Source organism: Comamonas testosteroni TK102 (assembly GCF_000739375.1).
Lineage (GTDB): Bacteria > Pseudomonadota > Gammaproteobacteria > Burkholderiales > Burkholderiaceae_C > Comamonas > Comamonas brasiliensis.
In genome coordinates, this window is record NZ_CP006704.1 from 3,999,002 (window position 1) to 4,024,006 (window position 25,005).

Consider the following 25,005-nt stretch of genomic DNA (forward strand, 5'->3'; position numbering starts at 1 on the left):
CTCTTATGCGCGCTCGAAAACGGCCATGGACTCCACATGCGCCGTATGCGGGAACATATTCACCACACCCGCTGCCACGCAGCGATAGCCCGCCTGATGCACCAGCAAGCCCGCATCACGCGCCAGCGTGGCCGGGTTGCAGCTCACATAGACAATGCGCTTGGGGAACTGCCAGTTTTCCTGCCCCTCGGGCAGCGGCGGCAGCAAATCGGGCTGCTCTTCGGAAGCCACACCAGTCTGCTTGGCGCCGATGCGGATCTGGTGAATATCGGCCAGTGCCTTGGAAAGCGCAAACGCACCTTCACGCGGGGGATCGACCAGCCATTTGTCGGAGTTGCCGTCGGCAATCAGCATGGCAGGCGTCATCTCGAACAGATTGCGCGCCACGAAGCTGGTGGGAGCCAGCTTGTCATCTTCGCTGCGCGTGGCATTGTTGCCAGCGTAGTTTTCGTGCGAGCGCTTGACCAGGGTTTCCGAGCCTTCGATGCCCAGCACCTCGCGGGCCATGGTGGCGATCGGCAGCGTGAAATTGCCCAGGCCGCAGAACCAGTCGATGACGCGCTCGTCTTCTTTCGCATCGAGCAGGCGCAGCGAGCGCGTGACCAGCACGCGGTTGATATGCGGATTGACCTGGGTGAAGTCGGTAGGCTTGAAAGGCATGGTGATGCCGAAGTCCGGCAGACCATAAGACAGCTGTGTGCCGCCTTCCTCCATCAGATGCACGGTATCCGGGCCCTTGGGCTGCAGCCACCATTGCACGTTCTGCGCAGCAGCGAAGTCGCGCAGGCGCTGCTTGTCGGCATCCGACAGAGGCTCCAGATGGCGCAGCACCAGGGCGGTGACATGGTCACCGCAAGCCACTTCGATCTGCGGGCAGGTTTCGCGGGCATCCATGCTGGCGATCAAAGCCCGCATGGGCATGAGCATGGCATCCACATGGGGCGGCAAAATCTTGCAGACCTCCATGTCGGCGATGTAGCGGCTCTTGCGCTCGTGAAAGCCCACCAGCACCTTGCCCTTCTTGGCCACATAGCGCACCGACAGGCGCGAGCGGAAGCGATAGCCCCAGGCCGGTCCTTCGATGGGGCGCAGCAGCGTCTCGGGTTTGACCTTGGCCAGATGCCAGAGGTTGTCCTCCAGCACACGCTGCTTGATCGCGACCTGGGCCGCCACATGCAGATGCTGCATCTTGCAGCCGCCGCAGGCACCGGCGTGCAGGCCGAAATTAGGGCAGCCAGGCGTAACGCGCTGCGAGGATTCGCGATGGATTTCGGTCAGCGTGGCTGCTTCCCAGTTGTTCTTCTTGCGATGGGTGTTGGCGCTGACGATTTCACCGGTCAGGGCGCCGTCGATGAAGACGACCTTGCCATCAGGCTTGCGGGCTACACCCTGGGCATCCATGTCCATGGACAGCACTTCCAGCCAACCCTCGGGCAACGCCGGGGCATCAGATGGGACTTCGGGCAGGTTCTCGGGAATTTTGTTGTCGCGGGATTCACTCATGGTGGCCGATTGTCTCAGGCCACCCCATACCCGAGGGCAGACCACGGCAAAAAACTGTACGGGCTGCGGGATGACGCCCTGGCCCCTGCATCTGCCGTGAATCAGATAGCAAGCATAAAAAGTGCCTCAAACGCTTATTGAAAAAGCGCTGGAAGCTATGTAATCAGAAGCGCTGCTCTTCGCGCAGGCGACGCTCGCGGTTGTTGCGCGCCGCGGCAATCTGGGCACGCTCGGCAATCAGATTGACCTCGGTAGCGCAGTTGTACTCGTCGAGCGAGAAAAACATGCGCGCTCCGGGGGAGAGTTGCGACACCGTCTGGTGCAGGGGCAAGGAGAGATCGACTGGCGCCACATTGGAGCGATAGATCAGCTCGTTATTGGGCGCATAGACAAAATAGCAGGCGGCCGACGCGGCCTGTGCCAAGGCGCAGGCCGACAAAATCAAGGCGGCACGCAAGGCGGATGCAGCGGTCATGAACTCTCCCTTCCCTGACGGGGCTCCATGCCCCCTGTAATGCGGCTATTTTACGAGTACGGACACCGTGAGCGAATCTGCTCGAATTTTCTTCAGCCCAAGAAAATCCGCTTCCAATCCTCCCCGCCGGAGTGCGCTGATCACATGAGCATTGCCCTAAGCAGAAAAGCGGCTGCTCAAAAATTCAAATTTCTGTATTGACAGAAATTTCGAGCAAGACCACACTGCATCTCATGCAACTGAGTCCTATCGCTGAACGCTTTGTGCACCACTGGGGAGACATGGGGAACGCCTGGGGCGTGAATCGCACGGTGGCGCAAATTCATGCACTCCTGTTCTTTCATGGCCGCCCCCTCAATGCCGATGAGATCTGCGAAACCCTGGGCGCGGCCCGCTCCAACGTCAGCAACAGCCTCAAGGAGCTGCTGAACTGGAACCTGATTCGCACCAGCCGCAGGAGCGGCGATCGGCGTGAATATTTCGAGACCTCGGCCGATGTCTGGGAGTTGCTGCGCACCATTGTGCGAGAGCGCAAGCAGCGCGAGTTCGATCCCACCAGCGCGCTGCTGCGCGAGCTGATCGCCAGGCCCGAATTCGAGCAGGAGACAGCCGATACCCAGGACCGCGTGCACGAGACCCTGCGCCTCATGGATTCGCTGGGCATCTGGACCGACGAGATGCTGCGCCTGTCCCCTGCCACGCTGGACAAGATCCTGCGCCTGGGTGCCAGCGTCCAGCGCTTTGTCCGCGGCAGGGACGGCGGCCAGGGCAAGGACAACGACTGAAACCGAGCTGAATTCTGTCAAGGCAGAAAACTGAAAAGGAGTAGCGTATGCGAGTTCTGATCTGCGGCGGCACCGGTTTTCTGGGCCGACATATCGTGAATGCCCTGGCCCTGCTGGGCCACGACCCCGTGGTGCGCAGCCGCCACAGCCAGCCGCCTCTGGATTTCAGCGTCTGCACGACAGCCGAGGCGTGGCTTGAGCATCTGCATGGCATCGACGCCGTCATCAATGCAGTAGGCGCTCTGCGCGACAAGCCCGGCCAGGATCTGCAGACCCTGCACGCCCTGGCACCCATGGCGCTGTTCGATGCCTGTGCGCAGGCCGGCGTGCGCCGCGTGGTTCAGGTCTCGGCACTGGGCGCGGGACTGAGCGGCACCCAGTACGCCACGACCAAGCGCGCTGCCGACGAACACCTGCTGGCGCTGGGCAGGCAGGGCCTGCTCAATCCCGTCGTCGTGCGCCCCAGCATCATCTTCGGTGCGGGGGGCGCCAGCAGCCAGCTGTTCATGAATCTGGCCAGGCTGCCCCTGTTGCTGCTGCCCGAGCTCATGCGCAGCAGCCAGATACAGCCCGTGGCCGTGCGTGATCTGGCCGATGTGCTCGCGCATATGGCGACATCGGATGCCCCCGAAGGCATGGTCGAAATCGGTGGCCCCGAGCCGCTTTCGACAGAGGCCTTCATCGCCAGCCTGCGCAGCCAGATGGGTTATGGCCCGGCATCGGTATACGCGCTGCCCGACTGGATGAGCAAGGGCAGTGCCAGAGTCGGCGACCAGATTCCCACCCTGCCCTGGTGCAGCGAAACCATGGCCTTGCTGGAAAACGACAACGTCACCGATCCCCGGACCCTGGCCACGTTGCTGGGGCGTGCGCCCGTGGCTCCGGGTGCCATGCTGGGTACCGTGCCCAGGGAAGGCCGCCGCCATGCCTGATCTGCAGAACAGAAGCCACGCCAGCGAACAGGCAGCCAGATACATGCACGCCAGCCTGGTCGTCGTCTGGCTGGGCACGGCCCTCGTCAGCGCACTGGACTATTTCGGACTCTCGGGACTCAGGCACGAAGGTGCAAGCCTGCTGGCCGAAGGCGGCATCGTCGATGCGCGCTGGCAGGCACTGCTGATCTGGTCCGGGCTGCTGGCCGATTTGGCGCTGGGCCTGGCCTTGCTGCTGCGCCCGGGGCGGGCCAGCTATCTGACAGCCCTGTTGCTGATGACGGCCATGACCGTGATCGGCACGGCGCTTCAACCCGCGCTGTGGCTGCATCCGCTCGGGCCGCTGCTCAAGAACCTGCCCATCGCCGCCATGTTGTGGTTTTTGCTGCAGGCACACAACTCTTCCCACAGGCTTGAATCATGAATACCTATCTGCTGCTCAAGACGCTGCACATCCTCTCCAGTGTGCTGCTGGTCGGCACCGGCCTGGGGTCGGCCTTCTATATGTTCTTTGCCAACCGCAGTGGTTCGGTCGCGGCCCAGGCCGTGGTCAGCCGCCTGGTGGTTCGGGCCGACTGGTGGTTCACCACTCCCTGCGTCTTTATCCAGCCCATCACGGGCATTGCCATGGCCTATCTCGCAGGCTGGCCGCTGACCACGCCCTGGCTCGCGCTTTCGCTGGGCTTGTATGCGCTGGCCGGCATTTGCTGGCTTCCCGTGGTCTGGCTGCAGATCCGCATGGCGGCGATGGCGACTCAGGCCCATAGCCAGAGCCAAGCCCTGCCGCCGCTTTTCCGGCAGTATCAGTTGCGCTGGGAGGCCCTGGGCTACCCCGCCTTTGTAGCCATGGCCGGCACCTATTATTTGATGGTGAACAAGCCAGCGCTCTGGGGCTGAGGTACTTGTCACGGGCTGATCGCCCACATCCTGCCCAAGCAGGGCAGCCCGCAGCCCATCGCAGCCATCGGACTGCCCTGAATTCGCCAGCTACCGGAACACGCCAATCGCTTCCACGAGATTCTTCACCTGCCATTGCATGCTGCTGGAGGCCTGCGCGCCCTGAGTCACCAGTTGCGCGTTCTGCTGCGTCAGATAGTCCATGTCCGCCACCGACTTGCCGACCTGGGTGATCTCCTCGCTCTGCTCGCGCGTGGCCTTGCTGATCTCGGCAATGAAGTCCGCAACGCTGCGGGCCTGGGAAACGATATCGCCGATGTTGCGCCCCGCATCGTTCACGACGAGAGAGCCGGCTTCGATATTGGCGGTGCTGGCCTGAATGAGTGTCTTGATCTCCTTGGCTGCATCTGCGCTGCGCTGAGCCAGTGCCCGTACCTCGCCGGCAACCACCGCAAAGCCCCTGCCGTGCTCGCCCGCACGAGCTGCCTCCACGGCTGCATTCAGGGCCAGCAAATTGGTTTGAAACGCAATGCTGTCAATCACGCCGACGATGTCGGCAATGCGGCGGGAGTTGGCCGTAATGGACTCCATGGTGGCGACGATCTGATCCATGGACTGCCCCCCGCGCAAGGCCGCCGCGCTGGCTTCGCTGGCCAGCACACCGGCTTTTTGCGCCGTATCAGCGCTGGACTGAACCCGGGCCGTGATCTGCTCCATGGACGCCGAGGTCTGGGCCACATTCACCGCCAGTTGCTCCGTCTGCCCGTGCAGATAGCTGTTGCCCTGCTCGATCTCGTTACAGGCCTGCTGGACATTCAGGGCCTGCTGATTCACATCGTCCACCAGCCAGCGAAACATGAGACCGATCTGGTTGACCGTACGCAGCGTGGTGCCGATTTCATCCGTGCGCTGCAGATATTCCGTCTGCCGGTTGTTGCCGGTTGCCACGTTCAGCGACTGACGCTTGAGCAGCTCCAGCGGCGTGGCGAACTGGCTCTCGAGCAATAGCGTCATGACCATCAGGGCGACCGTCATGAAGGCCGCCATCGACAGAAACTGCATCTGGCTTTGGCCCAGCAGCCAGGCGCCGAGCACCAGGGCGCCCCACAAGGCCAGCGAGTTCAGCCGGATACGCCGGCGCACCCCCATGTGCCGCCAGATCGAAAGCACCTTCCCCAGCCCCTTCCTGGAGACGATGCCCTTGTGCAGCTCGGGGGCGGCAGCGCCCTTGTCATGCATGGTTTCATACAGCTTTTGTGCCGCTTCCACCTCTTTGCGCTCGGGCTGCGTGCGCACCGACATATAGCCCTTGGCCCGGTCATTGCGGATGATGGGAATGGCATTCGCGCGAACCCAGTAGTGGTCCCCGTTCTTGCGCCGGTTCTTGACCAGTGCGCTCCAGGGCTCGCCGCTTTTGAGCGTGGCCCACATGTCGGCAAAGGCAGCCGGGGGCATGTCCGGGTGGCGCACCAGATTGTGCGTCTGGCCAAGAACCTCTTGCGGCTCGAAGCCGCTGACCTCCATGAATGCCTGATTGGCATATTTGATGTAGCTCTCCGTGTCCGTGGTGGACATCAGAGTGGCATTTTCATCAAAGCTGTACTCACGCTGTGTCACTGGTGCATTGACTCGCATAGATGCCGCTTTCTGGTCATTGATCGAGAAAGACTGCACAGCCTTGTGCCGCAGTCTGCGCTGCAGCAGCCACCTCTGTGTGTATCAATTATTTACATGTTTTTTGCGCCCCATCCATTCCTGAAAAATCAGTTGTTGCTAGCCCGCATCAACGCAGACACAGAGCCCTGATCCCTTCATTCAAACGCGCTCCTCTCCTACAAAGGCAGCCGCGCATCGTCCTTGATCTCCTCCATCACCGCATAGGTTCTGGTCTCGCGCACACCCGGAAGCTGCCATAGCACCCGGCCCGCAAAGTCGCGGTAGGCGGCCATATCGGCCATGCGGGTCTTGAGCAGATAGTCAAAGCCGCCTGCCACCATATGGCATTCCATGATGGCGGGATAGGCCAGCACGGCGGCCTTGAACTCATCAAACACATGGGGAGTGGTGCGATCCAGCAGCACCTCGACAAACACCGTCATGCCCACGCCCAGCTTCTGCGGATTCAGACGCGCCTCGTAGCCCAGGATGTAGGCGTCGCGCGTGAGCCGGGCCACGCGAGCCTGTACGGCCGTGGGTGAAAGCGCCACCTGTTCAGCCAGACGCAGATTGGAGATACGCCCGTCGGTTTGCAGAATTGCCAGTATTTTTCGATCAATCCTGTCGATATCCACTTCTGAAGCGTCATTCATTGGTGAATTCCTCTTTCTAATTCACTCAATATAGTGATTCATTCTTCAGCAAACCAGCAATGATTTTCCCTATGTAGACAGCCGCGTCCGCGCCGCTTGCAATGCAGCTGTGAACATGGTGAAGGCCGCGCACCCGCTCGCGTCCAGGCTCTTTGACACCTGCACCGACATGCCGACCTTCACTGTGCTGCCTGACAGCAAACGCCCTGCCGACGCACTGCGCCAGGCCATTACCGCCGCTACCCGCATGGCCGAGACCGATGCCGTGGCCCGGCTGCTGCCCGCCGCCACCCTGCCCCCAGCACAGGCGGCCCAGGTTGCCGTTCATGCGCAAAGGCTGGTCGAGCAGTTGCGTGCCCAGCCTGCCAGCGCGGGACGCCAGGGACTGGTGCAAGGCTTGCTGCAGGAGTTCTCTCTGTCCTCGCAGGAAGGCGTGGCGCTGATGTGTCTTGCCGAGGCCTTGCTGCGCATACCCGATGCCGCCACGCGCGACGCACTGATCCGCGACAAGCTGCGCGGCGGCGACTGGCAGGCGCATCTGGGCAAAAGCCCTTCGCTCTTTGTCAATGCCGCCGCCTGGGGGCTGGTGGTCACTGGCAAGCTGGTCGATACGCATAGCGAACCGGGCCTGCTCGCGGCGCTCAAGCGTGTCACGACCAGAGGGGGCGAGCCGCTGGTGCGCAAGGCCGTGGATATGGCCATGCGCCTGATGGGCGAGCAGTTTGTGATGGGCGAGACCATTGCCCAGGCCCTGGAGCGCGCGCGAGAGTTGCAGGCCCGAGGCTTTCGCTATTCCTACGACATGCTGGGGGAGGCGGCTCTCACAGCCCAGGACGCGCAGCGCTATCTGCAATCCTATGTGGATGCGATTCATGCCATTGGCAAGGCCGCTGGCGGCATGGGCCTCTATGAAGGACCGGGTATTTCCATCAAGCTCAGCGCCCTGCATCCACGCTATAGCCGCACCCAATGGCAGCGCGTGATGAGCGAGTTGCTGCCGCGCGTGCTGCAGTTGTGCGAGCTGGCGCGCAGCTACGGCATAGGTCTCAATATCGACGCCGAAGAAGCCGATCGGCTGGAGCTGTCGCTGGACCTGCTGGAGCAACTGGCCCATGGCCCCAGCCTGGCGGGCTGGAACGGCCTGGGCTTTGTGATTCAGGCCTATCAGAAACGCTGTCCCTATGTGATCGACTATCTGATCGATCTGGCCCGGCGCAGCAGACGGCGCCTGATGGTACGTCTGGTCAAGGGCGCTTACTGGGACAGCGAGATCAAGCGTGCCCAGATAGACGGCCTGCGCGACTATCCCGTCTATACCCGCAAACACCACACCGATGTGGCTTACATCGCTTGCGCGCGCAAGCTGCTGGCCGCGCCCGATGCCATCTACCCGCAATTCGCCACCCACAATGCTCAGACGGTAGCAAGCATCGAATCACTCGCCAGCGCCCTTCCCTACAGCGTAGGCAGCTATGAATTTCAATGTCTGCATGGCATGGGCGAGCCTCTCTACCGCCATGTGGTCGAAGCCGAGGACAAGGCCGCGCGCCGCCCCTGCCGCATCTATGCACCTGTGGGCACGCACGAGACGCTGCTGGCCTATCTGGTGCGCCGCTTGCTGGAGAACGGCGCCAACAGCTCGTTCGTGCACCGCATTGCCAACCCCGACTGGCCGGTCTCCGACCTGATAGCAGCCCCCGCAGATCAGGTGCTGGCCCAAAGCCAGTTCGATGCTCAGGCTGCGCAGGATGCGGCGCAAGACATAGGCCTGCCCCATCCTCGCATAGGACTGCCGCGCGACCTGCTGGGTGCGCAGCGCATCAACTCGACAGGCCTGGATCTGAGCGATGACGGTGTGCTGGGCGCCTTGTCTCAGGCGCTTGTGCAGACCCGGCAGGCACTCCGGCCCCAGGACGGCCATGCCGCCGATGCCGTCGGCACCATCATCACCAACCCGGCCAATCATCAGGAGCTGCTGGGCCATATCAGCGATGCCACGCCCGCGCAGATTCAACAGGCACTGCAGACAGCCGTGCAGGCCCAGCCCTCATGGGGGGCAAGCCCGGCCGAACAACGCGCCTGCCTGCTGGAGAGCGCCGCCGACAGCTTCGAGACCCAGATGCTGCCGCTGATGACCCTGCTGATGCGCGAAGCTGGCAAGACCGCCGCCAATGCCGTAGCCGAGGTGCGCGAGGCCACCGATTTTCTGCGCTATTACGCGGCCCAGATTCGGCGACAGGCAGCTGCGGATCTGCTCGCCCCCGGCATTGGCCCGGTAGTCTGCATCAGCCCCTGGAATTTTCCGCTGGCCATCTTCACCGGGCAGGTCGCCGCCGCCCTTTCAGCCGGCAACGCAGTACTTGCCAAGCCCGCCGAGCAGACCCCGCTGATCGCCCAGGAAGCCGTGCGCCTGCTGCATCAGGCCGGCATCGGGCCTGGTGTGCTGCAACTGCTGCCCGGCCGGGGCGAAACTGTGGGGGCAGCGCTGGTGGCCGATGCGCGTGTGGCAGGCGTGCTGTTCACGGGCTCCACCGAGGTTGCGCGGCTGCTGAATCTGCAGACCGCCGCCAGGCTGCGGCCCGACGGCCAGCCCGTGGTGCTGGTGGCCGAAACCGGCGGCCAGAACGCCATGCTGGTGGACTCATCCGCACTGGTCGAGCAAGCCGTGCAGGACATTGCTGCATCCGCCTTCGACAGCGCCGGCCAGCGCTGCTCGGCTCTGCGCCTGCTGTGCGTGCAAAGCGACTGCGCCGACCGGCTGCTGGCCATGCTGCGCGGCGCCATGCAGGAGCTGCATTGCGGCGACCCGGCCGAGCTGGCCACCGATGTGGGCCCCGTGATCGATGCCGATGCCAAGGCAGCCATCGAGCGGCACATCGCCAGGCTGGGAGCTCTGGGCCTGCGCATCCATCAATCGCCGCTGAGCCCGGAAACTGCCGTACAAGGGCATTTTGTGGCCCCCACGCTGATCGAGCTGCCCGATCTGCAGCCGCTCGAGCGCGAAGTCTTCGGCCCCGTACTCCATGTGCTGCGGTATCAAAGGCGTGAGCTGCCGCAGCTGCTGGAGCACATCAACGCCCTGGGCTATGGCCTGACCATGGGCTTGCACACGCGCATCGACGAGACCGTGCAGCAGGTCGCCCAGGCTGCACATGTAGGCAATCTGTATGTGAATCGCAATATGGTGGGAGCCGTGGTCGGTGTTCAGCCCTTTGGCGGCGAAGGGCTGTCGGGCACCGGCCCCAAGGCCGGCGGGCCGCTGTATCTGCCGCGCCTGCAGCAGGCACCCGGCTCGCCGCTACAGCTGCTGAACCTGCTGCTGCACCAGTGCGGCGAGGCTCAGCTCACTGCCGCCCCCGCCACCTCTGCTGCCACAGTCGCCTTGCAGCAGCTGGGTCACTGGGCCAGGCAGCATGGTGAGGCCATCGTCAGCCGTCATTGCGAGGGCCTGCAATCGGCCCTGCCCGATCTGCATGCCGCACGCCTGCTGCCAGGCCCCACCGGCGAGCGCAATCTCTACCAACTGCTTGGCAAGCCGCACACCCTGTGTCTGGCGCAGGACAGGACCATGCTGCTGCTGCAACTGGCCGCCGCACTGGCCTGCGGCTCACAAGCCCTGTGGCCAGCCAGCCCGCTCGGCACCGCCGTGCACCACAAGCTGCCTGAGGCACTGCGCCACCATGTGCGGCTGTTGCCTGACAAGCTGAGCATCGAGGAAATTGCGCAGACCGAGGCCATGGACGCTGCACTGCTGGAATGCGACGACGCAGGCTTTCTGCAATGGTCGCAGGCATTGGCAGGACGGCCCGGCCCGCTGGTTCTGCCCATACGCTGCCAAGCAGGCCAGCTCGTGCGACTGGAGCGGCTCTGGCACGAGCGTGCGCTGTCGCACAACACGGCGGCCGCCGGCGGCAACGCCGCCTTGATGACCCTGGAGTAAGGCCTGGGCACTGCGCGACAGCGCATTGCCCGCCAAAAAGAAAACCCCCGGCGCAGGCAGCTGCGCGGGGGTTGTGTGGAAAAGGTTTGAGGATTACAGCTTGGCGATGGACACCTCGGTGGACTTGACCAGGGCCACGACCTCGGAGCCCACGGCCAGACCCAGATCATTGACCGAACGCGTGGTGATCACGGAAGTGACGATGCCCCAAGGCGTCTCCACATCCACTTCCGAAACCACATCACCGCGGATGATTTCCTTGACCTTGCCCTTGAACTGATTGCGCACGTTGATGGCTTGAATGGACATGCAAAATTCTCCTGAGAACTCGTGAAGGTTATGACAACAGTGTTTGCTGCACTGCATGAAAACAATTCTGAAACCTTCTCCACAAAACTCAAAAGAATAAAAACAAAAATTTTTATACCAAAAACATCTTATGCAGATCATCAGCTCGCGAGTCTGCGCAATCGCAGCGGTTCAAAAAGACCTTCACCAGGATTTGACTGGAGCAAAGAGGCAGGGCCTAAAACAGCATCAGGCCCTGCTGGGGCCAGTGGTATGGCCCAGTCCCGTCGCAGTCCAGAACCACGCGCATGGCTGAGCCGCGCCAGGCACCCGCAACAGACCCGAGGATGTGCAAGCATGTTCAGGCCTTGCCAAGTCCCTCAAGGCTGGGAGCGGCAGGCTTGGGGCGGCGATCCAGGCCAAGCAGCCCGCAGCACTGTGACAGCCAGCGCTCGGGCCTTTGCCGATGGAATTCGCCTCAGACTTCAACCTTCTGCAGACTGCAGTGCAGCGCGTACCACCTCAGGCTTCAGCGTGGGCACAAAGCTCTCGATAAAAGCATAGGCATAGCCTCGCAACCAGGCATCGCGGCGCAGGGCCAGCCGTGTGAGATTGACTTCGAACAGGTGGCGCGCATCGATGGCACGCAGATGGCGGTCACGCTCAGCATCGAAAGCGATGGAGGCGATGATGCCCACGCCCATGCCCAACTCCGCATAGGTCTTGATCACGTCGGCATCCATGGCGGTCAGCACCACTTCGGGCACCAGTGCAGCGGCAGCAAACGCCTTGTCGATATGGGCACGCCCGGTGTAGCCCTGTTCGTAAGTGATGATGGGGTGGCGCGCCAGATCCTCCAGCGTCAGCGGTCCGCAGGCATCGAGCAGCGCATGGCCAGGCGGCACGACCACACTGTGGGACCAGCGATAGCAAGGCAGGGTCACCAGATTCTCGTAACTGCCCAGCGCCTCGGTGGCCACACCGATATCGGCCTCGCCCGAGAGCAGCATCTCGGCCACCTGCCGCGGCGAGCCCTGATGCAGATGCAGCGAAACCTGGGGGTAAAGCCTGCGGAAATCACGCACCACCTGGGGCAAGGCATAGCGTGCCTGAGAGTGCGTGGCGGCAATCGACAGGCCTCCGCGCTCGCTGGCATGGAAGTCCTCACCCGCGCGGCGCAGATTGTCGGCCTCAAGCAGCATGCGCTCGACAATGGGCAGCAAGGCTGTGCCGGGCGGCGTCAGCCCCGTCAGGCGCTTTCCTGCGCGCACGAATATATCGATGCCCAACTCCTCCTCGAGCTCACGAATCTGCCGGCTCACACCAGGCTGCGAGGTGTGGAGCATGGCCGCCACTTCGGTCAGATTGAAGCCACGCCTTGCCGTTTCCCGGACCGAACGCAGTTGCTGAAAATTCATATCTTGATGGCAGGCGGCACAGCTTGCGGCTGCGCCCGCCGCCTGTTTCTCTTTGTTTTCGTTGGAAGCTCAAATCGCCCAGCGCAGGCCCGTAGCCGGCACGCCAGGCCAATCCTGCAATCCGGCGTCCTGTTCTGGCTCGGGCTTTTGCAGCACGCGGTCCAGAATGCGTGTCTCCAGCGCGGCAAAGCGGGCATCTCCATGTACACGCGGACGTGGCAAGTCGATGCGCTCGTCAAGCGCAATGCGTCCGTCCTCGATCAGCACCACGCGATCGGCAAGAGCCACGGCCTCCTGTACATCGTGAGTGACCAGCAAGGCCGTGAAGCCATGGCTGCGCCACAGACCTTCGATGAGGCGGTGCATCTCAATGCGCGTGAGCGCATCGAGAGCACCCAGCGGCTCATCGAGCAGCAGCAGCCGTGGCTGGTGCACCAGGGCGCGCGCCAGGGCCACACGCTGGCGCTGGCCGCCCGACAGCCTTGCCGGCCATTCGTTTTCACGGTCGGCCAATCCCACCTGCGCCAGCACCTTGCGGCCCTGCTCGCGCGCTGAATCGGGCAGACCCAGAATCACGTTGTCCAGCACCCGCTTCCAGGGCAACAAACGCGCATCCTGAAACATGATGCGCGTGTCCCCGCTCTGCTGGCCCTCGCCCCCATCGATCAGCAACTGCCCGGCGCTGGCCTTCTCCAGCCCCGCGACAAGGCGCAGCAAGGTGGATTTTCCGCAGCCGCTGCGCCCCACAATGGCGATGAACTCACCGGGCCGGACATCGAGCTGCACCTGCTTGAGCACTTCACGCTCGCCATAGCGCTTGGTCAGCTGCAGCGTCTGCAAATGCACACCCTGGGCCATTTTCTGCGGCACATCCGGCTGCTTGCTGCTGCCCTGCTGATCTGCTTCCTCATCCTTGGTCCGCTGCCACAGCTTCCCACTCGCCTGCAAGGCCTCGGCCTCGTCCCAGGAGGCCTCCCAGGCCACCAGCGGCTGACGCGCATTCAGCGCACCTGCACCCACCAGCGACTGGGCCAAACGACTCCACAAACTACTCATCGCAAGCTCCTCTCATTCTTGAAACCGACACGCACCAACCCAGAGACGCCTAGCAAGGGCCTAGGCGGCCCCGCCGCCCCGCAGCGAAGGCGTCGTCCCCCTCCGGGGGAGGCCGCGAAGCAGCTCAGGGGGCTCCATAGCTCGGATGCCAGCGCAGCCACCAGCGCTCCAGGGAACGGGCAAACACATCGGCCAGCTTGCCCAGAATCGCGTAGAGCAGAATGCCCACCAGCACCACATCGGTCTGCAGAAATTCGCGTGCATTCATGGTCAGGTAGCCGATGCCGGCCTGCGCCGAAATCGTCTCGGCCACGATCAGAATCACCCACATCAGTCCCAGCGAAAAGCGCAGGCCCACGAGGATGGAGGACAGAGCCCCCGGCAACACGATGTCGCGGTACAGCTGCCAGCGTGTGAGGCCGTAGCTGCGCCCCATCTCGATCAGACCCGGGTCCACATTGCGGATGCCGTGGAAGGTGTTGAGGTAGATGGGGAAGAACACTGAAATGCTGATCAGGAACAGCTTGGCCGACTCGTCGATGCCGAACCACAGAATGACCAGCGGAATCAGCGCCAGCGCAGGGATGTTGCGCACCATCTGGATCGTGGAATCAAGCAGCGTCTCGGCCCAGCGCAGCGAACCCGTGAGCAGGCCCAGCAGCAGGCCCAGGCTGCCGCCTATGGCCAGCCCTGCCAGCGCGCGCCCGGCACTGACCTTGACATGCGTCCAGAGCTCGCCCGACTCGGCCAGCGTCCAGGCCGCGCGCAGCACATCCAGCGGTGCGGGCAGCACCCGCGTGGACAGCCAGCCCCAGGCCGATGCAGCCTGCCAGAGCGCGATCAGCGCGACCGGCAGCAGCCAGGGCAACAGCCGCAAGGCGAACTGGCGTGCCAGCAGCTCCAGGCGCGGCACCGGCGGGCGTGCAGGCTGGACCGCAGCCTGCAACGTCAGCGTTTGAACATCACTCATGCTCTCTCCTTCAGCTTTGCGATACCCGGATCTGCTCGCGCTCTGCAGCAGCGGCTCCCGAAGCAGCGGCTCCCGAAGCAGCGGCTCGCGGCGAGTACAGATTGGCCACGGTCTCGCCAAACGGACCGCCGGGGTTGCCGCCGCCGAGCTTTTGCTGCACGTTGACGGGCAGCAGCGGGAAGACCAGCTCGGCGAAGCGATAGGCTTCCTCGAGATGCGGGTAGCCCGAGAGCACAAAAGTGTCTATGCCCAGATCGGCATATTCCTTGATGCGATCGGCCACGGTCTGGGCACTGCCCACCAGAGCCGTCCCTGCACCGCCACGCACCAGACCCACACCGGCCCAGAGATTGGGGCTGATTTCCAGATCCTTGCGGCTGCGCTTGGTACCGCCCGCGTGCAGCTGGGCCATGCGGCGCTGGCCTTCGGAGTCCATGCGCGCAAACGCGGCCTGGGCCTGGATCACGGTCTCGTCCTGCAGACGGCTGATCAGTCGCTCGGCATCGGCCCAGGCCTCTTCATCGGTCTCGCGCACGATCACATGCAGACGAATGCCGAACTTGACCTGGCGGCCATGGCGCTCGGCCTTCTCGCGCACATCGGCAATCTTTTTGGCGACTTCGGCTGGCGGCTCGCCCCAGGTCAGATAGGCATCGACCTGCTCTGCCGCCAGCTCATGGGCAGCGGGCGAAGAGCCACCGAAATAAACAGGTGGATAAGGCTTTTGCAGCGGCGGAAACAGCAGCTTGGCGCCCTTGACCTGCAGATGCCGGCCTTCGAAATCCAGCGACTGACCCTCATGGCTGCGCGCCAGAATTTCGCGCCAGATCTCGATGAACTCGGCCGATTGCTCGTAGCGCGTCGCATGGTCGAGAAACACGCCATCGCCCTCCAGCTCGGCCTGATCGCCGCCTGTGACCAGGTTGATCAGCAGACGTCCACCCGAGAGGCGGTCAAAGCTGGCCGCCATGCGCGCAGCCAGGCTGGGCTGATGCAGTCCGGGACGCACGGCCACCAGGAACTTGAGGCGCTTGGTGACGGGCAGCAGGCTGGACGCCACTACCCAGGGGTCTTCGCAGGAGCGGCCCGTGGGAATCAGCACGCCTTCGTAACCCAGGCTGTCGGCCGCCACGGCCACCTGCTTGACATAGTCATGGCTCAGCTGGCGTGCGCCTTCACTGCTGCCCAGGTAGCGGGCATCACCATGGGTGGGAATGAACCAGAACACTTGCATGACGAAATCTCCTTGAACCTGATTTAGAGCCTGGATGCCACGGCGGGCGTGATGGATGAAGCGGCTGGGCTTGTCTGGCCATGGATGGCGTATTCCGCCGCCATGGGCTGCCAGACGATGTCAGCCACCTTCACCTGGCGCGGAATCACGCCCAGGCGAAAAAAGGCGTCGGCCACGCGCTGCTGCTCGACCACCATGGCGGGATTGAGCAGCGTGGTCGGCGAGCTGGGCCTGCGGCCGATGAAGCGGCTGACCACATTCGCGTCCAGACCGCTGAAGGCGGCCAGCAGCTGCACGGCCTCCTTGCGCGAGGCCTGCACCAGCTGGTCGGCACGCGTAAGCTCGTCGAACAAGGCCTTGATGAGCTGGGGATGGTGCTCGACCAGGCCACGCGAGGCCAGATAGAACGAGTTGTTGCCCGTCAGCCCCTCTCCGCTGCTGAGCACGCGTGCTCGGATGCTCTGCTCGGTGGCCGCGTAAAACGGGTCCCAAATGGCCCAGGCATCGACACTGCCGCGCTCGAACGCCGCGCGCGCGTCGGCCGGAGCCAGGTAAACGGGCTGGATGTCGGCCCAGGCAATACCGGCCTTGTCCAGCGCGCGCACCAGCAGGTAGTGGGCGCTCGAGCCTTTTTGCAGTGCCACACGCCGGCCCTTGAGGTCGGACAGTGACTTCAGCGGCGAGTCGGCCAGCACCAGAATGGCCGAGCTTTCGGGCTTGGGAGGCTCAGCCCCGACATAGCGCAGGTCCTTGCCGGCAGCCTGGGCAAACACGGGCGGCGAATCGCCGGTCAGGCCGAAGTCCAGGCTGCCGGCCGACAGCGCCTCCAGCAGCTGCGGCCCCGCCGGAAACTCCAGCCAGCTGATCCTGGTGGCCGGAAAGCGCTTTTCCAGCACGCCATGCTGCTTGAGCACGACCAGATTGACGGCCGACTTCTGATAGCCGATGCGCAGCTGGGCCGGTGCCGCCACGGCCGGCGTAGGCTGGGCCAGCGCATCGTCGGCGTAATAGGCAGCCAGGGTCCAGCTGAAGGCCGTGGTGCCCAGCAGCTGCAGCGCCTGACGGCGACCGCGCCGGAAACGGGGTGGAGTGGATGCAGAACTCATGGCGGTGGCGGCCTGTCTCAGCGGCTGGCCAGCAGATCCACGGGAGCTGCATGCAGCAGATTGAGCTTCTTGGGGATCAGCTTGAGATCGAAGAAGGTATCGGCAATCTTTTGCTGCTCGCCCAGGATTTCGGCATTCACGGCCTTGGTGCCGAATTCGGTACGGTTCAGATACAGCTCGGTCACGGCGGTGTCCAGGCCCAGGATCTGCGACAGCTCTGCCGCTGCTGCGCTCTTGTTCTTGCTGGCCCAGGCATCGATGGCGGCGATTTCCTCGATCGCGATGCGCAGCACATCGGCATTGCGGCTTGCATAGTCGCGCGAGGTGAAGTAGTAGGCACGGTTGTTGACCACGCCCCTGGCATCGGCCAGCAAGCGCGCATCCAGGGTCTTCTGGGCCGAGGCCAGGAACGGATCCCAGATCACCCAGGCATCGACCGAGCCCTTCTCGAAGGCGGCCCGCGCATCGGGCGGCGCCAGAAAGACCGACTGCACATCGCCGTACTTGAGACCATGCTTTTCCACCAGCTTGACCAGGAAGTAATGGACGTTGGAGCCCTTGTTGTAGGCAATGCGCTTGCCCTTGAGGTCGGCCACGCTGCGGATCGGCGAGCCCTTGGGCACGATCACGGCTTCCAGACCGGGCCGCGCCACGGTGGCACCGGCATAGACCAGGGGTGCACCGGCGGCCTGGGCAAAGATCGGCGGAGCCTCGCCCACATCGCCGAAGTCGATGGAGCCCACATTGAGCGCCTCCAGCTGTACGGGGCCAGCGTTGAACTCGACCCAGCGCACGGCCACGCCCAGCGGACTCAAGCGCTTTTCCAGCGTGCCGCGATTCTTGAGAATCGACAACCAGCCTTTTTGATGGCCCACGCGCAGCACGCGCGGGGCGCCTGCCGTGCCATTGCCCTGCTGCGCATGCAGACGCCCCGAAGCCAGGGCCAGGGCAGAAACAGCCGTCCCCGCCAGCCACTGGCGGCGCGAGGCACTTGGCAGTTGCGACGAAATAGCCGATGAAGTGTTGTTGCGATCGGTCATGAGAAATCAATCCTTGGAGTTCCCAGTCCACACACTTCAGGCATCTCTTGGGCCTGATTTCAGGCGCAGCTCGGCCTTCTCAGTGCGGGGACTGCTATCAAAAAAAGAGACATGGGGAAATGGGCACCGCCCCATCAAAGGACAGCAAGCAAGGGCCCCCGCAGCGAGGCTGTCGTCCCCCTCGGGGGAAGCCGCGTGGCAGCTCAGGGGGGCGTTAATTCAAACGCTACATCGCACATCGGCGAAGGCGATGCTCTCAAAGTCATTGGCGGCTGCCCACTGGGCACTGCGGCGCAGGTCGGTGGCCAGCAGCTGGGCGGCATCCTCGACGCGCTCGGCAATCTCGGGAGCCAGGCCGTAACCGCCCTCGGGCAGCAGCGGCACGCCCTGGTCGGTGGCATAGATACCCGGCAGGATATGCCGCGCTCCCAGCGACTGCAGCACCGGGCGCAGTGCGTAGTCCAGCGCCAGCATATGGTGGGGGCTGCCGCCCGTGGCCAGGGGCAGGACCAGCTTGCCCTTGAGCGCGGTCTGCGGCAGCACATCGAGAAAGACCTTGAGCAGACCGCTATAGGCTGCCTTGTAGACGGGGGTGGCCACCACCACCGCATCGGCCCGGGCCACGCGCTCGGTCACGGCACGAATCTCGGCATGATCGAAGCGGGCATGCAGCAGGGCTGCGGGGTCCAGCTGGTTGAGCTGCAGCACGGACTCGGTGTTCAGACCCTGGGCCTGGAGACGCACGGCCACGGCATTGAGCAGGGCACTGGAGCGCGAGGGCTGCGAGGGACTACCGGCAATCAGCAAAATCGACATGGGCTTGGCTCTATCTTTTTGTCATTGCAAAGACAGGAGCACTCATCGCTCTCCCGTCCTGCGTTTCTCTTATTTCTTGGTGTAGATCTGATCAAAGCTGCCGCCATCGGCGAAGTGGGCCTTGTCTGCCGCTGCCCAGCCGCCAAAAGCCTTGTCGATGGTGAACAGCTCCAGCTTGGGGAACTGGCTCGCGAACTCGGCGGCCACCTTGGCATCGGTCGGACGGTAGAAGTTCTTGCCGGCGATGCGCTGGGCCTCTTCGGAGTACAGATACTTCAGATAGGCCTCGGCCACGGTGCGCGTGCCCTTTTTATCGACCACCTTGTCGACCACGGCCACCGAAGGCTCGGCCAGGATGGACAGCGAAGGTGCGACGATCTGGAACTTTTCTGGGCCGAACTCCTTGAGCGCCAGATAGGCCTCGTTCTCCCAGGCCAGCAGCACATCGCCCAGACCCCGCTGCACAAAGGTCACCGTGGAGCCGCGCGCGCCGGTGTCCAACACGGGCACGTTCTTGTAGAGCTTGGTGATGAAGTCCTTGGCCTGTGCATCGCCGCCGTATTTGCGCTTGGCAAATTCCCAGGCCGCCAGATAGTTCCAGCGTGCACCACCCGAGGTCTTGGGGTTGGGCGTGATCACCTGGATGCCGGGCTTGACCAGATCGTCCCAGTCCTTGATACCCTTGGGATTGCCCTTTTTGACCAGGAACACGATGGTGGAGCTGTAGGGCGCGCTGTTGTGCGGCAGGCGCTTTTGCCAGTCGGCCTTGACATTGCCGTTCTTGACCAGGGCGTCGATATCGCCGGCCAGGGCCAGCGTGGCCACGTCGGCCTCGATGCCGTCGATGATGGAGCGTGCCTGCTTGCCCGAGCCGCCATGCGACTGCTTGATGGTCACATCCTGATTCTGCGTGGCCTTCCAGTGCTTGGCGAACGCCTGGTTGTAGTTCACATAGAGCTCGCGTGTCGGGTCGTAGGAGACGTTGAGCAGTTGCACGCCAGTCTGCGCAAAAGCGGGCAATGTGGGCAGAGCCGAGAGGGTCAAGCCAGCAATCAGACCGGCAGCCAGAGGAAACTTGATAAAGTTGCGACGATTTTTCATTGGACTGTGTTCTTGGAGTGAATGGATAACGGGCTTCTGCCCCGTTGCTACGCATTCTTGAGCCGCATTCTTAAAACTCAAACTACTAAGATTTCAGTTTGTTATTACCCAAACATCTGAGATCAACCAAGAGGACCCTACACATGGCACGTACCGTTCACTGCATCAAGCTTGGTCAAGACGCTGAAGGCCTGGATTTCCCTCCTGCCCCCGGCGAACTGGGCAAGCGCATCTATGAAAGCGTGAGCAAGCAGGCCTGGGCCGACTGGCTCAAGCACCAGACCATGCTGATCAATGAAAACCGCCTGAACCTGGCCGATGCCCGTGCCCGCCAATACCTGGCCCGCCAGATGGAAAACCATTTCTTTGGCGGCGGCGCAGATGCCGCAGCAGGCTATGTGCCTCCCAGCGCCGAGTAAGTTCGGTCGACCTGGACACCAAGCCCCCTGGCCCAGGCCTCGGGGCTTTTTTCTTGCGGGCTGCCGAACAGCCAACCGGTGAGAGCAAGGGCGCGCCCAGGCAGCCCAGGGGCACCCGAGGCTGACAGCCGCAAGACCGCTCAAACCCAATTGATACAGGTATTAACCCGAATAAAGTCGTTGGAACTGGCTAGAATCGCGCCCATCCCGCGGGAGAGCGGAACCTGTCAACGGTTCCCGCCGAAGGCGCAAACTCCCATAATCGCTCAGGCAATAAGTACCGCAGGTGGGTCTGACAGGACCCGGATATCGCCAACTGGAGAGCAGCCCGCGACCACAAGTCTGCAGGGCTCACCGAAGGGGCAAGCATGCGCACCGCGAAGGCGCCCATGTGCAACTCTCAGGTAAAAGGACAGCGGGAGAGGCAAGCCGGACACTCCCGCTGATGCGAGTGGCTGGCCTATTTTCAAGTGCCTTCATGCTTCCCTCCATCTCTTTGCTGGACTCGTTCCAGGCCTCCAACTTCACCGTCATGCTGGTCATCTATCTGGTGGCCATTACCGCCGAAGCCATGTCCGGCGCCCTTGCTGCAGGCCGGCGCAATATGGATATCTTTGGCGTCGTGGTCATCGCCTTCGTCACCGCGCTGGGGGGTGGCACCATCCGCGACATGGTGCTGGGCCATTACCCCATAGGCTGGACTCAGCACCCCGAATATGTGTATCTGGTCATCAGCTTCGGCCTGCTGACCACGGTGATCGCCCGCCATATGCACCGCCTCAAGCAGGTGTTTCTGCTGCTGGACGCCATGGGCCTGATCGCCTTTTCGCTGATCGGCTGCAATACCGCGCTGGAACTGGGCTACCCGACCATCGTCATCATCATGGCCGGCATGATTACCGGCATCAGCGGCGGCATTTTGCGTGACGTGCTCTGCAACCAGGTCCCCGTGGTGTTCCGCCGCGAGCTGTATGCCAGCGTGTCGCTGTCCGTATGCCTGATGTTCCTGGGCCTGCGCTATCTGGAGGTAAGCTCCAATATCAGCACCCTTGTCTGTTTTGCAGGCGGTCTGGCCTTCCGTCTGGCCGCGATTCGTTTCAAGTGGCGCCTGCCAGTTTTCTCTTACCAGCAGCGCTGGGAGTGATCGAGACTCCCCCTGTGGCGCTGTGCGCCTTCCCCCTCTCTTGCTGCGCAGAAGGGGGACGCAGCCATCGCTGCGGGGCGGCGGGGCCGCTAGGCCCTTGCTTGGCTGCTCTGACCTAGACTGCGCCATGCATTACCCATGTAGTTTCACTTTCCATGTCTGAACCCATCACATGGATGCCGGATGGCACCCCCTACAACACCCGATTTGGCGACCGCTATCACAGCGAGCTGGGCGGCCTTGACCAGGCCCGACAGGTCTTTCTCGGCGGCTGCGGTCTGCCTGCGGCCTGGGCCGATGCGGCTCAGTGGCGCATTCTGGAAACCGGCTTCGGCTTGGGCCTGAACTTTCTCGTCACCTGGGCGGCATGGAAAGCCGACCCGAAACGCCCGCGCATGCTGCATTTTGTCTCGGTGGAAGCCCACCCGGTCTCGCGCGAGGATCTGCTCAAGTCCTTGCCCGCCGGCGAGACACTGCGTCCGCTTGGCGAGCAGCTGGCCGCGCAATGGTGGGGGCTGCTGCCCGGCGTGCACCGCCTTTCGTTCGACGACGGCCAGGTGCTGCTGACGCTCTATATAGGCGACGCCAAGACCATGTTGCGCAAGCAGCAGCTGACGGCAGACAGCGTGTACCTGGATGGCTTTTCTCCCCAGCTCAACCCCGAGATGTGGGACGAAGACGCCATGAAGAACATTGCCCGCCATTGCCGCCGGGGCACCCGGCTGGCCACCTGGTGCGTAGCCGGACATGTGCGCCAGGCGCTCAAGGCTCAGGGTTTTGAAGTCAAGAAGCGCGCCGGCGTGCCACCCAAGCGCCATAACCTGCATGCGGCCTACAACCCGGCCTGGGAACCGCGCCATCGCAGCGACGGCCTGCCTGCGCCGGTGAGCCAGGCCGGTCGCTGTCTGGTGCTGGGTGCGGGTCTGGCCGGTGCCGCCGCCGCCGCCAGCCTGGCCAGGCGTGGCTGGGAAGTGACCGTACTGGATGCGGCGGCCGCGCCTGCTGCAGGGGCCTCGGGCCTGCCTGCCGGCCTGTTCTGCCCGCATATTTCGCCCGACGACAGCGTCCTGTCACGCCTGTCCAGAAGCGGCGTGCGCACAACGCTACAGAATCTGCAGCAACTGAGCCAGGCAAACAAACTGCAGCCTGCCCGAGACTGGGCTCATGGCGGGGTGCTCGAACACGACCTGAACGAGCCTTCCCATCTGCCCAGGTCATGGCTGCAGCCCGGAAGCGATACCTACCCCTGGGGTCTGCACTGGAGCGCGCCCGTGCAGCCGGACCAGCTGGCTGCGGCCCATCTGCCCGCAGACAGTCAGGCTGTCTGGCATGAGCAGGCGGGCTGGGTGCGCCCTGCACAACTGGTGCAGGCGCTGCTGCAATCCCCCGGAATTCATTGGCAAGGTCATGCTTCGGCCTCAAGGCTGCTGCGCGATCCGCTGCGCCAGCTCTGGCAAGTGCAGGATGCCCAGGGCCAGACCCTGGCCGAAGCCCCGATGCTGGTGCTGGCCCTGGGCCCGGATACCAGGCCCTTGCTGCAGGCTAGCGGGCTGGCGGCAGGCGAATGGGAGCTGCAAGCCATACGCGGCCAGGTCAGCGTGGCCGAGCATGATGCCGGGACGCTGGCAGCCATGCCGCCCTTCCCCGTCAACGGTCACGGCAATCTGGTGCCGGACTTTCCCTCGGCCGACCGGGCCGGCGCGCACCAGTGGATCATGGGATCGACCTTCGAGCGCGATGTGACCGAGCTGCCGCCCACCGCCGACGACCAGCAGGCCGCCCATGCCAGCAATGGCGAAAAGCTGGCCGCTTTGCTGCCCGGCTGCAGGCAGGCGCTGCGCTCCTTCTTCGATGCTGAGCAGCGACCCGCCACCTGGGCGCGCCTGCGTTGCGCGGCCTATGACCGTCTGCCGCTGGCAGGCCCTGCCGGGCAGTCGGCAGCCGATCTACCGGGCCTATGGGTGCTGACGGGGCTGGGCTCACGCGGGCTGACGCTGTCCATGCTTTGCGGCGAGCTGCTGGCGGCGCGCCTGCATGGCGAGCCGCTGCCGCTGGATGCCAGACTGGCGCAGGCCCTGGGTACGCAGCGCCTGTGGAGCCGCTCCCTGCAGCAGCCCAGGTAAGCCACTCACAAAAAAAAGCACGCAGCGCTTACGGAGAAGTGCTGCGTGCCGTTTCGGCCCTGATTCTGAAGCCGGGTTTATTCGCTGCTTAACGATGCCACGGTGACCAGGGGCTCCAGTCTGGTCGCCAGCACCTTGTCCAGCGTCTTGCCATCCATGTCAACGACTTCAAAGCGCCAGTCTTCCCACTCCACCACGTCGGCTTCGGTGGGCACGCGGCCCAGCAGCAGCATGATCATGCCGCTCAGGGTGTGATAGCGGCCGCGCTCTTCCTCGGGCACGGCATGCAGGCCCAGCCGGTCCTTGAGCTCGGGCACGGGAATATGGCCGTCCAGCAACCAGCTGCCGTCTTCGCGCTGCACGGCCCAGCTGGTCTCAGGGTCGCGCGGCTGGAATTCGCCGGTAATCGCCTCGATCAGGTCCTGCAGCGTGACAATGCCCTGCACCTCGCCGTACTCGTCGATCACAAAAGCCATATGCAGATCGGAGGTGCGGAAGTTGTCCAGCAGCTCCATGCCGGTAATGGTCTCGGGCACATAGAGGGCCGCCTGCAAAGGCTGGTCCTTGAGCGCCTGCCTGCCCTTGTTGAGCAAGGCCTGCGTCAGCCACTGGCGGGCATTGAGCACGCCCACGATATTGTTCATATCGCCGCGCACGACCGGGAAGCGCGCATGGTCGGCCTGTTCGACACGGGCCAGAGTCTCTTCCAGGCTCTCGTCGATATCGAGACAGATGACATCGCTGCGCGGCACCATCAGCGAGCCGATCTGGCGATCGTCCAGACGGAACACGTTGCGCACCATGGTGTGCTCCTGCGACTCGATCACGCCGGCCGTGTGGCCCTCCACCAAAATGGCCTGGATTTCCTCTTCGGTCACCACGCTGCCATTGCTTTCCTTGACGCCCAGCACCTTGAGCAGGCCGCGCGTCGATGCCGACAGCAACCAGACAAAGGGTTTGGTGGCCAGGGCCAGGAAGTTGATGGGACGCGAGATCAGGCGCGCCAGGGCCTCGGGATGGGTCTGGCCCAGGCGCTTGGGAACCAGCTCGCCCACGACGATGGAGAAGTAGGTGATCAGCACCACCACCAGGCCGGTGGAGAGGTAGTCGGCATATTTCTGGGTCATGCCCATGGTGATCAGCCAGTTCTCCAGCGGGCCGGCCAGAGCCGCCTCGCCGACGATGCCGTTGAGCACGCCGATGGAGGTGATACCGATCTGGATGGTGGAGAGGAAACGCGTCGGATCCTCTCCCAGTTTGATAGCAGCTGCCGCGCCGCTGTCGCCCTCATCCACCAGTTTCTGCATGCGGCTCTTGCGGGCGGTGACCAGCGCGATTTCCGACATGGCGAACACGCCGTTCAGACAGATGAGAGCGAAAAGTATGGCTATTTCCATAGTCAGGCACCCGCTTTCAATCCAGGCGCCTCAATCATTGAACAAGCCCCGA

22 protein-coding genes and 2 riboswitches are annotated in these 25,005 nt (G+C 63.5%); of the genes, 8 read left to right on the forward strand and 14 right to left on the reverse strand.

Features of this window, described 5'->3' with window-relative positions:
- Positions 1–3 precede the first annotated feature (3 nt).
- Together rlmD and O987_RS18085 are read right to left on the reverse strand one after the other, a co-directional pair.
- On the reverse strand, positions 4–1,503 hold the full coding sequence (rlmD, locus tag O987_RS18080; RefSeq protein ID WP_043373889.1) for a 23S rRNA (uracil(1939)-C(5))-methyltransferase RlmD: 1,500 nt from the start codon (positions 1,501–1,503) through the stop codon (positions 4–6).
- 163 nt (positions 1,504–1,666) lie between these two features.
- The gene (locus tag O987_RS18085; protein ID WP_003053526.1) at positions 1,667–1,978 is read right to left on the reverse strand and encodes a hypothetical protein; all 312 of its coding nucleotides are present in this window, start codon (positions 1,976–1,978) and stop codon (positions 1,667–1,669) included.
- A gap of 233 nt (positions 1,979–2,211) precedes the next feature.
- Between O987_RS18085 and O987_RS18090 the strand changes: the two genes are divergently transcribed.
- Genes O987_RS18090 through O987_RS18105 form a run of 4 tightly spaced genes read left to right on the forward strand, consistent with a single transcriptional unit; the run spans position 2,212 to position 4,592 of the window.
- Positions 2,212–2,763 carry a GbsR/MarR family transcriptional regulator gene (locus O987_RS18090; RefSeq protein WP_003053524.1) on the forward strand — a complete coding sequence of 184 codons (552 nt, stop codon included), beginning with the start codon at positions 2,212–2,214 and terminating at the stop codon, positions 2,761–2,763.
- A gap of 47 nt (positions 2,764–2,810) precedes the next feature.
- Positions 2,811–3,695, forward strand: a complete 885-nt coding sequence (locus tag O987_RS18095) for an NAD-dependent epimerase/dehydratase family protein (protein WP_043373894.1) — start codon at positions 2,811–2,813, stop codon at positions 3,693–3,695.
- Positions 3,688–4,119, forward strand: coding sequence for a DoxX-like family protein (locus tag O987_RS18100; protein ID WP_043373896.1), 432 nt, complete (start codon positions 3,688–3,690; stop codon positions 4,117–4,119). The genes O987_RS18095 and O987_RS18100 overlap by 8 nt, the downstream gene beginning before the upstream one ends.
- The gene (locus tag O987_RS18105; RefSeq protein WP_043373897.1) at positions 4,116–4,592 is read left to right on the forward strand and encodes a DUF2269 family protein; all 477 of its coding nucleotides are present in this window, start codon (positions 4,116–4,118) and stop codon (positions 4,590–4,592) included. Before O987_RS18100 ends, O987_RS18105 begins: the two co-directional genes overlap by 4 nt.
- A 90-nt stretch (positions 4,593–4,682) precedes the next feature.
- Here the strand turns inward: O987_RS18105 and O987_RS18110 are convergent, their stop codons facing one another.
- Together O987_RS18110 and O987_RS18115 are read right to left on the reverse strand one after the other, a co-directional pair.
- Entirely contained in the window at positions 4,683–6,227 is a 1,545-nt protein-coding gene (locus O987_RS18110; protein ID WP_043373901.1) for a PAS domain-containing methyl-accepting chemotaxis protein, read from the reverse strand.
- 197 nt (positions 6,228–6,424) lie between these two features.
- Positions 6,425–6,901: an Lrp/AsnC ligand binding domain-containing protein gene (locus tag O987_RS18115; protein WP_003053519.1), complete on the reverse strand. Its 477-nt coding sequence runs from the start codon at positions 6,899–6,901 to the stop codon at positions 6,425–6,427.
- Between the two features lie 115 nt (positions 6,902–7,016).
- On the opposite strand from O987_RS18115, the gene putA reads away from it, so the two are divergent.
- Positions 7,017–10,841 carry a trifunctional transcriptional regulator/proline dehydrogenase/L-glutamate gamma-semialdehyde dehydrogenase gene (gene putA / locus O987_RS18120; RefSeq protein ID WP_043373902.1) on the forward strand — a complete coding sequence of 1,275 codons (3,825 nt, stop codon included), beginning with the start codon at positions 7,017–7,019 and terminating at the stop codon, positions 10,839–10,841.
- Positions 10,842–10,934: 93 nt separating this feature from the next.
- Here putA and O987_RS18125 read toward each other — a convergent pair whose 3' ends face one another.
- The 9 genes from O987_RS18125 to O987_RS18165 all read right to left on the reverse strand — a co-directional run bounded on the left by O987_RS18125 (position 10,935) and on the right by O987_RS18165 (position 19,870).
- Positions 10,935–11,150, reverse strand: coding sequence for a TOBE domain-containing protein (locus O987_RS18125; RefSeq protein WP_003053517.1), 216 nt, complete (start codon positions 11,148–11,150; stop codon positions 10,935–10,937).
- A 464-nt stretch (positions 11,151–11,614) separates the two neighbouring features.
- On the reverse strand, positions 11,615–12,547 hold the full coding sequence (locus O987_RS18130) for a CysB family HTH-type transcriptional regulator (protein ID WP_043373903.1): 933 nt from the start codon (positions 12,545–12,547) through the stop codon (positions 11,615–11,617).
- Between the two features lie 69 nt (positions 12,548–12,616).
- Positions 12,617–13,603: an ATP-binding cassette domain-containing protein gene (locus O987_RS18135; RefSeq protein WP_043373905.1), complete on the reverse strand. Its 987-nt coding sequence runs from the start codon at positions 13,601–13,603 to the stop codon at positions 12,617–12,619.
- A gap of 124 nt (positions 13,604–13,727) precedes the next feature.
- The gene (gene ssuC, locus O987_RS18140; RefSeq protein ID WP_019043991.1) at positions 13,728–14,573 is read right to left on the reverse strand and encodes an aliphatic sulfonate ABC transporter permease SsuC; all 846 of its coding nucleotides are present in this window, start codon (positions 14,571–14,573) and stop codon (positions 13,728–13,730) included.
- Between the two features lie 10 nt (positions 14,574–14,583).
- Complete coding sequence (ssuD, locus tag O987_RS18145; protein ID WP_043373906.1) at positions 14,584–15,807, reverse strand: FMNH2-dependent alkanesulfonate monooxygenase; 1,224 nt, start codon at positions 15,805–15,807, stop codon at positions 14,584–14,586.
- Between the two features lie 23 nt (positions 15,808–15,830).
- Positions 15,831–16,913, reverse strand: coding sequence for an aliphatic sulfonate ABC transporter substrate-binding protein (locus tag O987_RS18150; protein ID WP_003053509.1), 1,083 nt, complete (start codon positions 16,911–16,913; stop codon positions 15,831–15,833).
- A 17-nt stretch (positions 16,914–16,930) separates the two neighbouring features.
- Positions 16,931–17,953 carry a sulfonate ABC transporter substrate-binding protein gene (locus tag O987_RS18155; RefSeq protein ID WP_043373907.1) on the reverse strand — a complete coding sequence of 341 codons (1,023 nt, stop codon included), beginning with the start codon at positions 17,951–17,953 and terminating at the stop codon, positions 16,931–16,933.
- Positions 17,954–18,172: 219 nt separating this feature from the next.
- On the reverse strand, positions 18,173–18,769 hold the full coding sequence (gene ssuE, locus O987_RS18160; RefSeq protein ID WP_003053505.1) for an NADPH-dependent FMN reductase: 597 nt from the start codon (positions 18,767–18,769) through the stop codon (positions 18,173–18,175).
- Positions 18,770–18,838: 69 nt separating this feature from the next.
- Entirely contained in the window at positions 18,839–19,870 is a 1,032-nt protein-coding gene (locus O987_RS18165; RefSeq protein WP_003053504.1) for a sulfate ABC transporter substrate-binding protein, read from the reverse strand.
- A gap of 143 nt (positions 19,871–20,013) precedes the next feature.
- Between O987_RS18165 and O987_RS18170 the strand changes: the two genes are divergently transcribed.
- The 3 genes from O987_RS18170 to mnmC all read left to right on the forward strand — a co-directional run bounded on the left by O987_RS18170 (position 20,014) and on the right by mnmC (position 23,556).
- A complete protein-coding gene (locus O987_RS18170) occupies positions 20,014–20,289 on the forward strand; it encodes an oxidative damage protection protein (RefSeq protein ID WP_003053502.1) in 276 nt (91 codons plus the stop codon).
- Positions 20,290–20,489: 200 nt separating this feature from the next.
- Positions 20,490–20,582: riboswitch (glycine riboswitch) on the forward strand.
- A gap of 13 nt (positions 20,583–20,595) precedes the next feature.
- Positions 20,596–20,715: riboswitch (glycine riboswitch) on the forward strand.
- 52 nt (positions 20,716–20,767) lie between these two features.
- The gene (locus tag O987_RS18175) at positions 20,768–21,433 is read left to right on the forward strand and encodes a trimeric intracellular cation channel family protein (protein WP_003053501.1); all 666 of its coding nucleotides are present in this window, start codon (positions 20,768–20,770) and stop codon (positions 21,431–21,433) included.
- Positions 21,434–21,609: 176 nt separating this feature from the next.
- Positions 21,610–23,556: an FAD-dependent 5-carboxymethylaminomethyl-2-thiouridine(34) oxidoreductase MnmC gene (mnmC, locus tag O987_RS18180; RefSeq protein ID WP_080731649.1), complete on the forward strand. Its 1,947-nt coding sequence runs from the start codon at positions 21,610–21,612 to the stop codon at positions 23,554–23,556.
- A gap of 77 nt (positions 23,557–23,633) precedes the next feature.
- Here mnmC and O987_RS18185 read toward each other — a convergent pair whose 3' ends face one another.
- A complete protein-coding gene (locus O987_RS18185; RefSeq protein ID WP_003053499.1) occupies positions 23,634–24,953 on the reverse strand; it encodes a hemolysin family protein in 1,320 nt (439 codons plus the stop codon).
- Between the last annotated feature and the right edge of the window lie 52 nt (positions 24,954–25,005).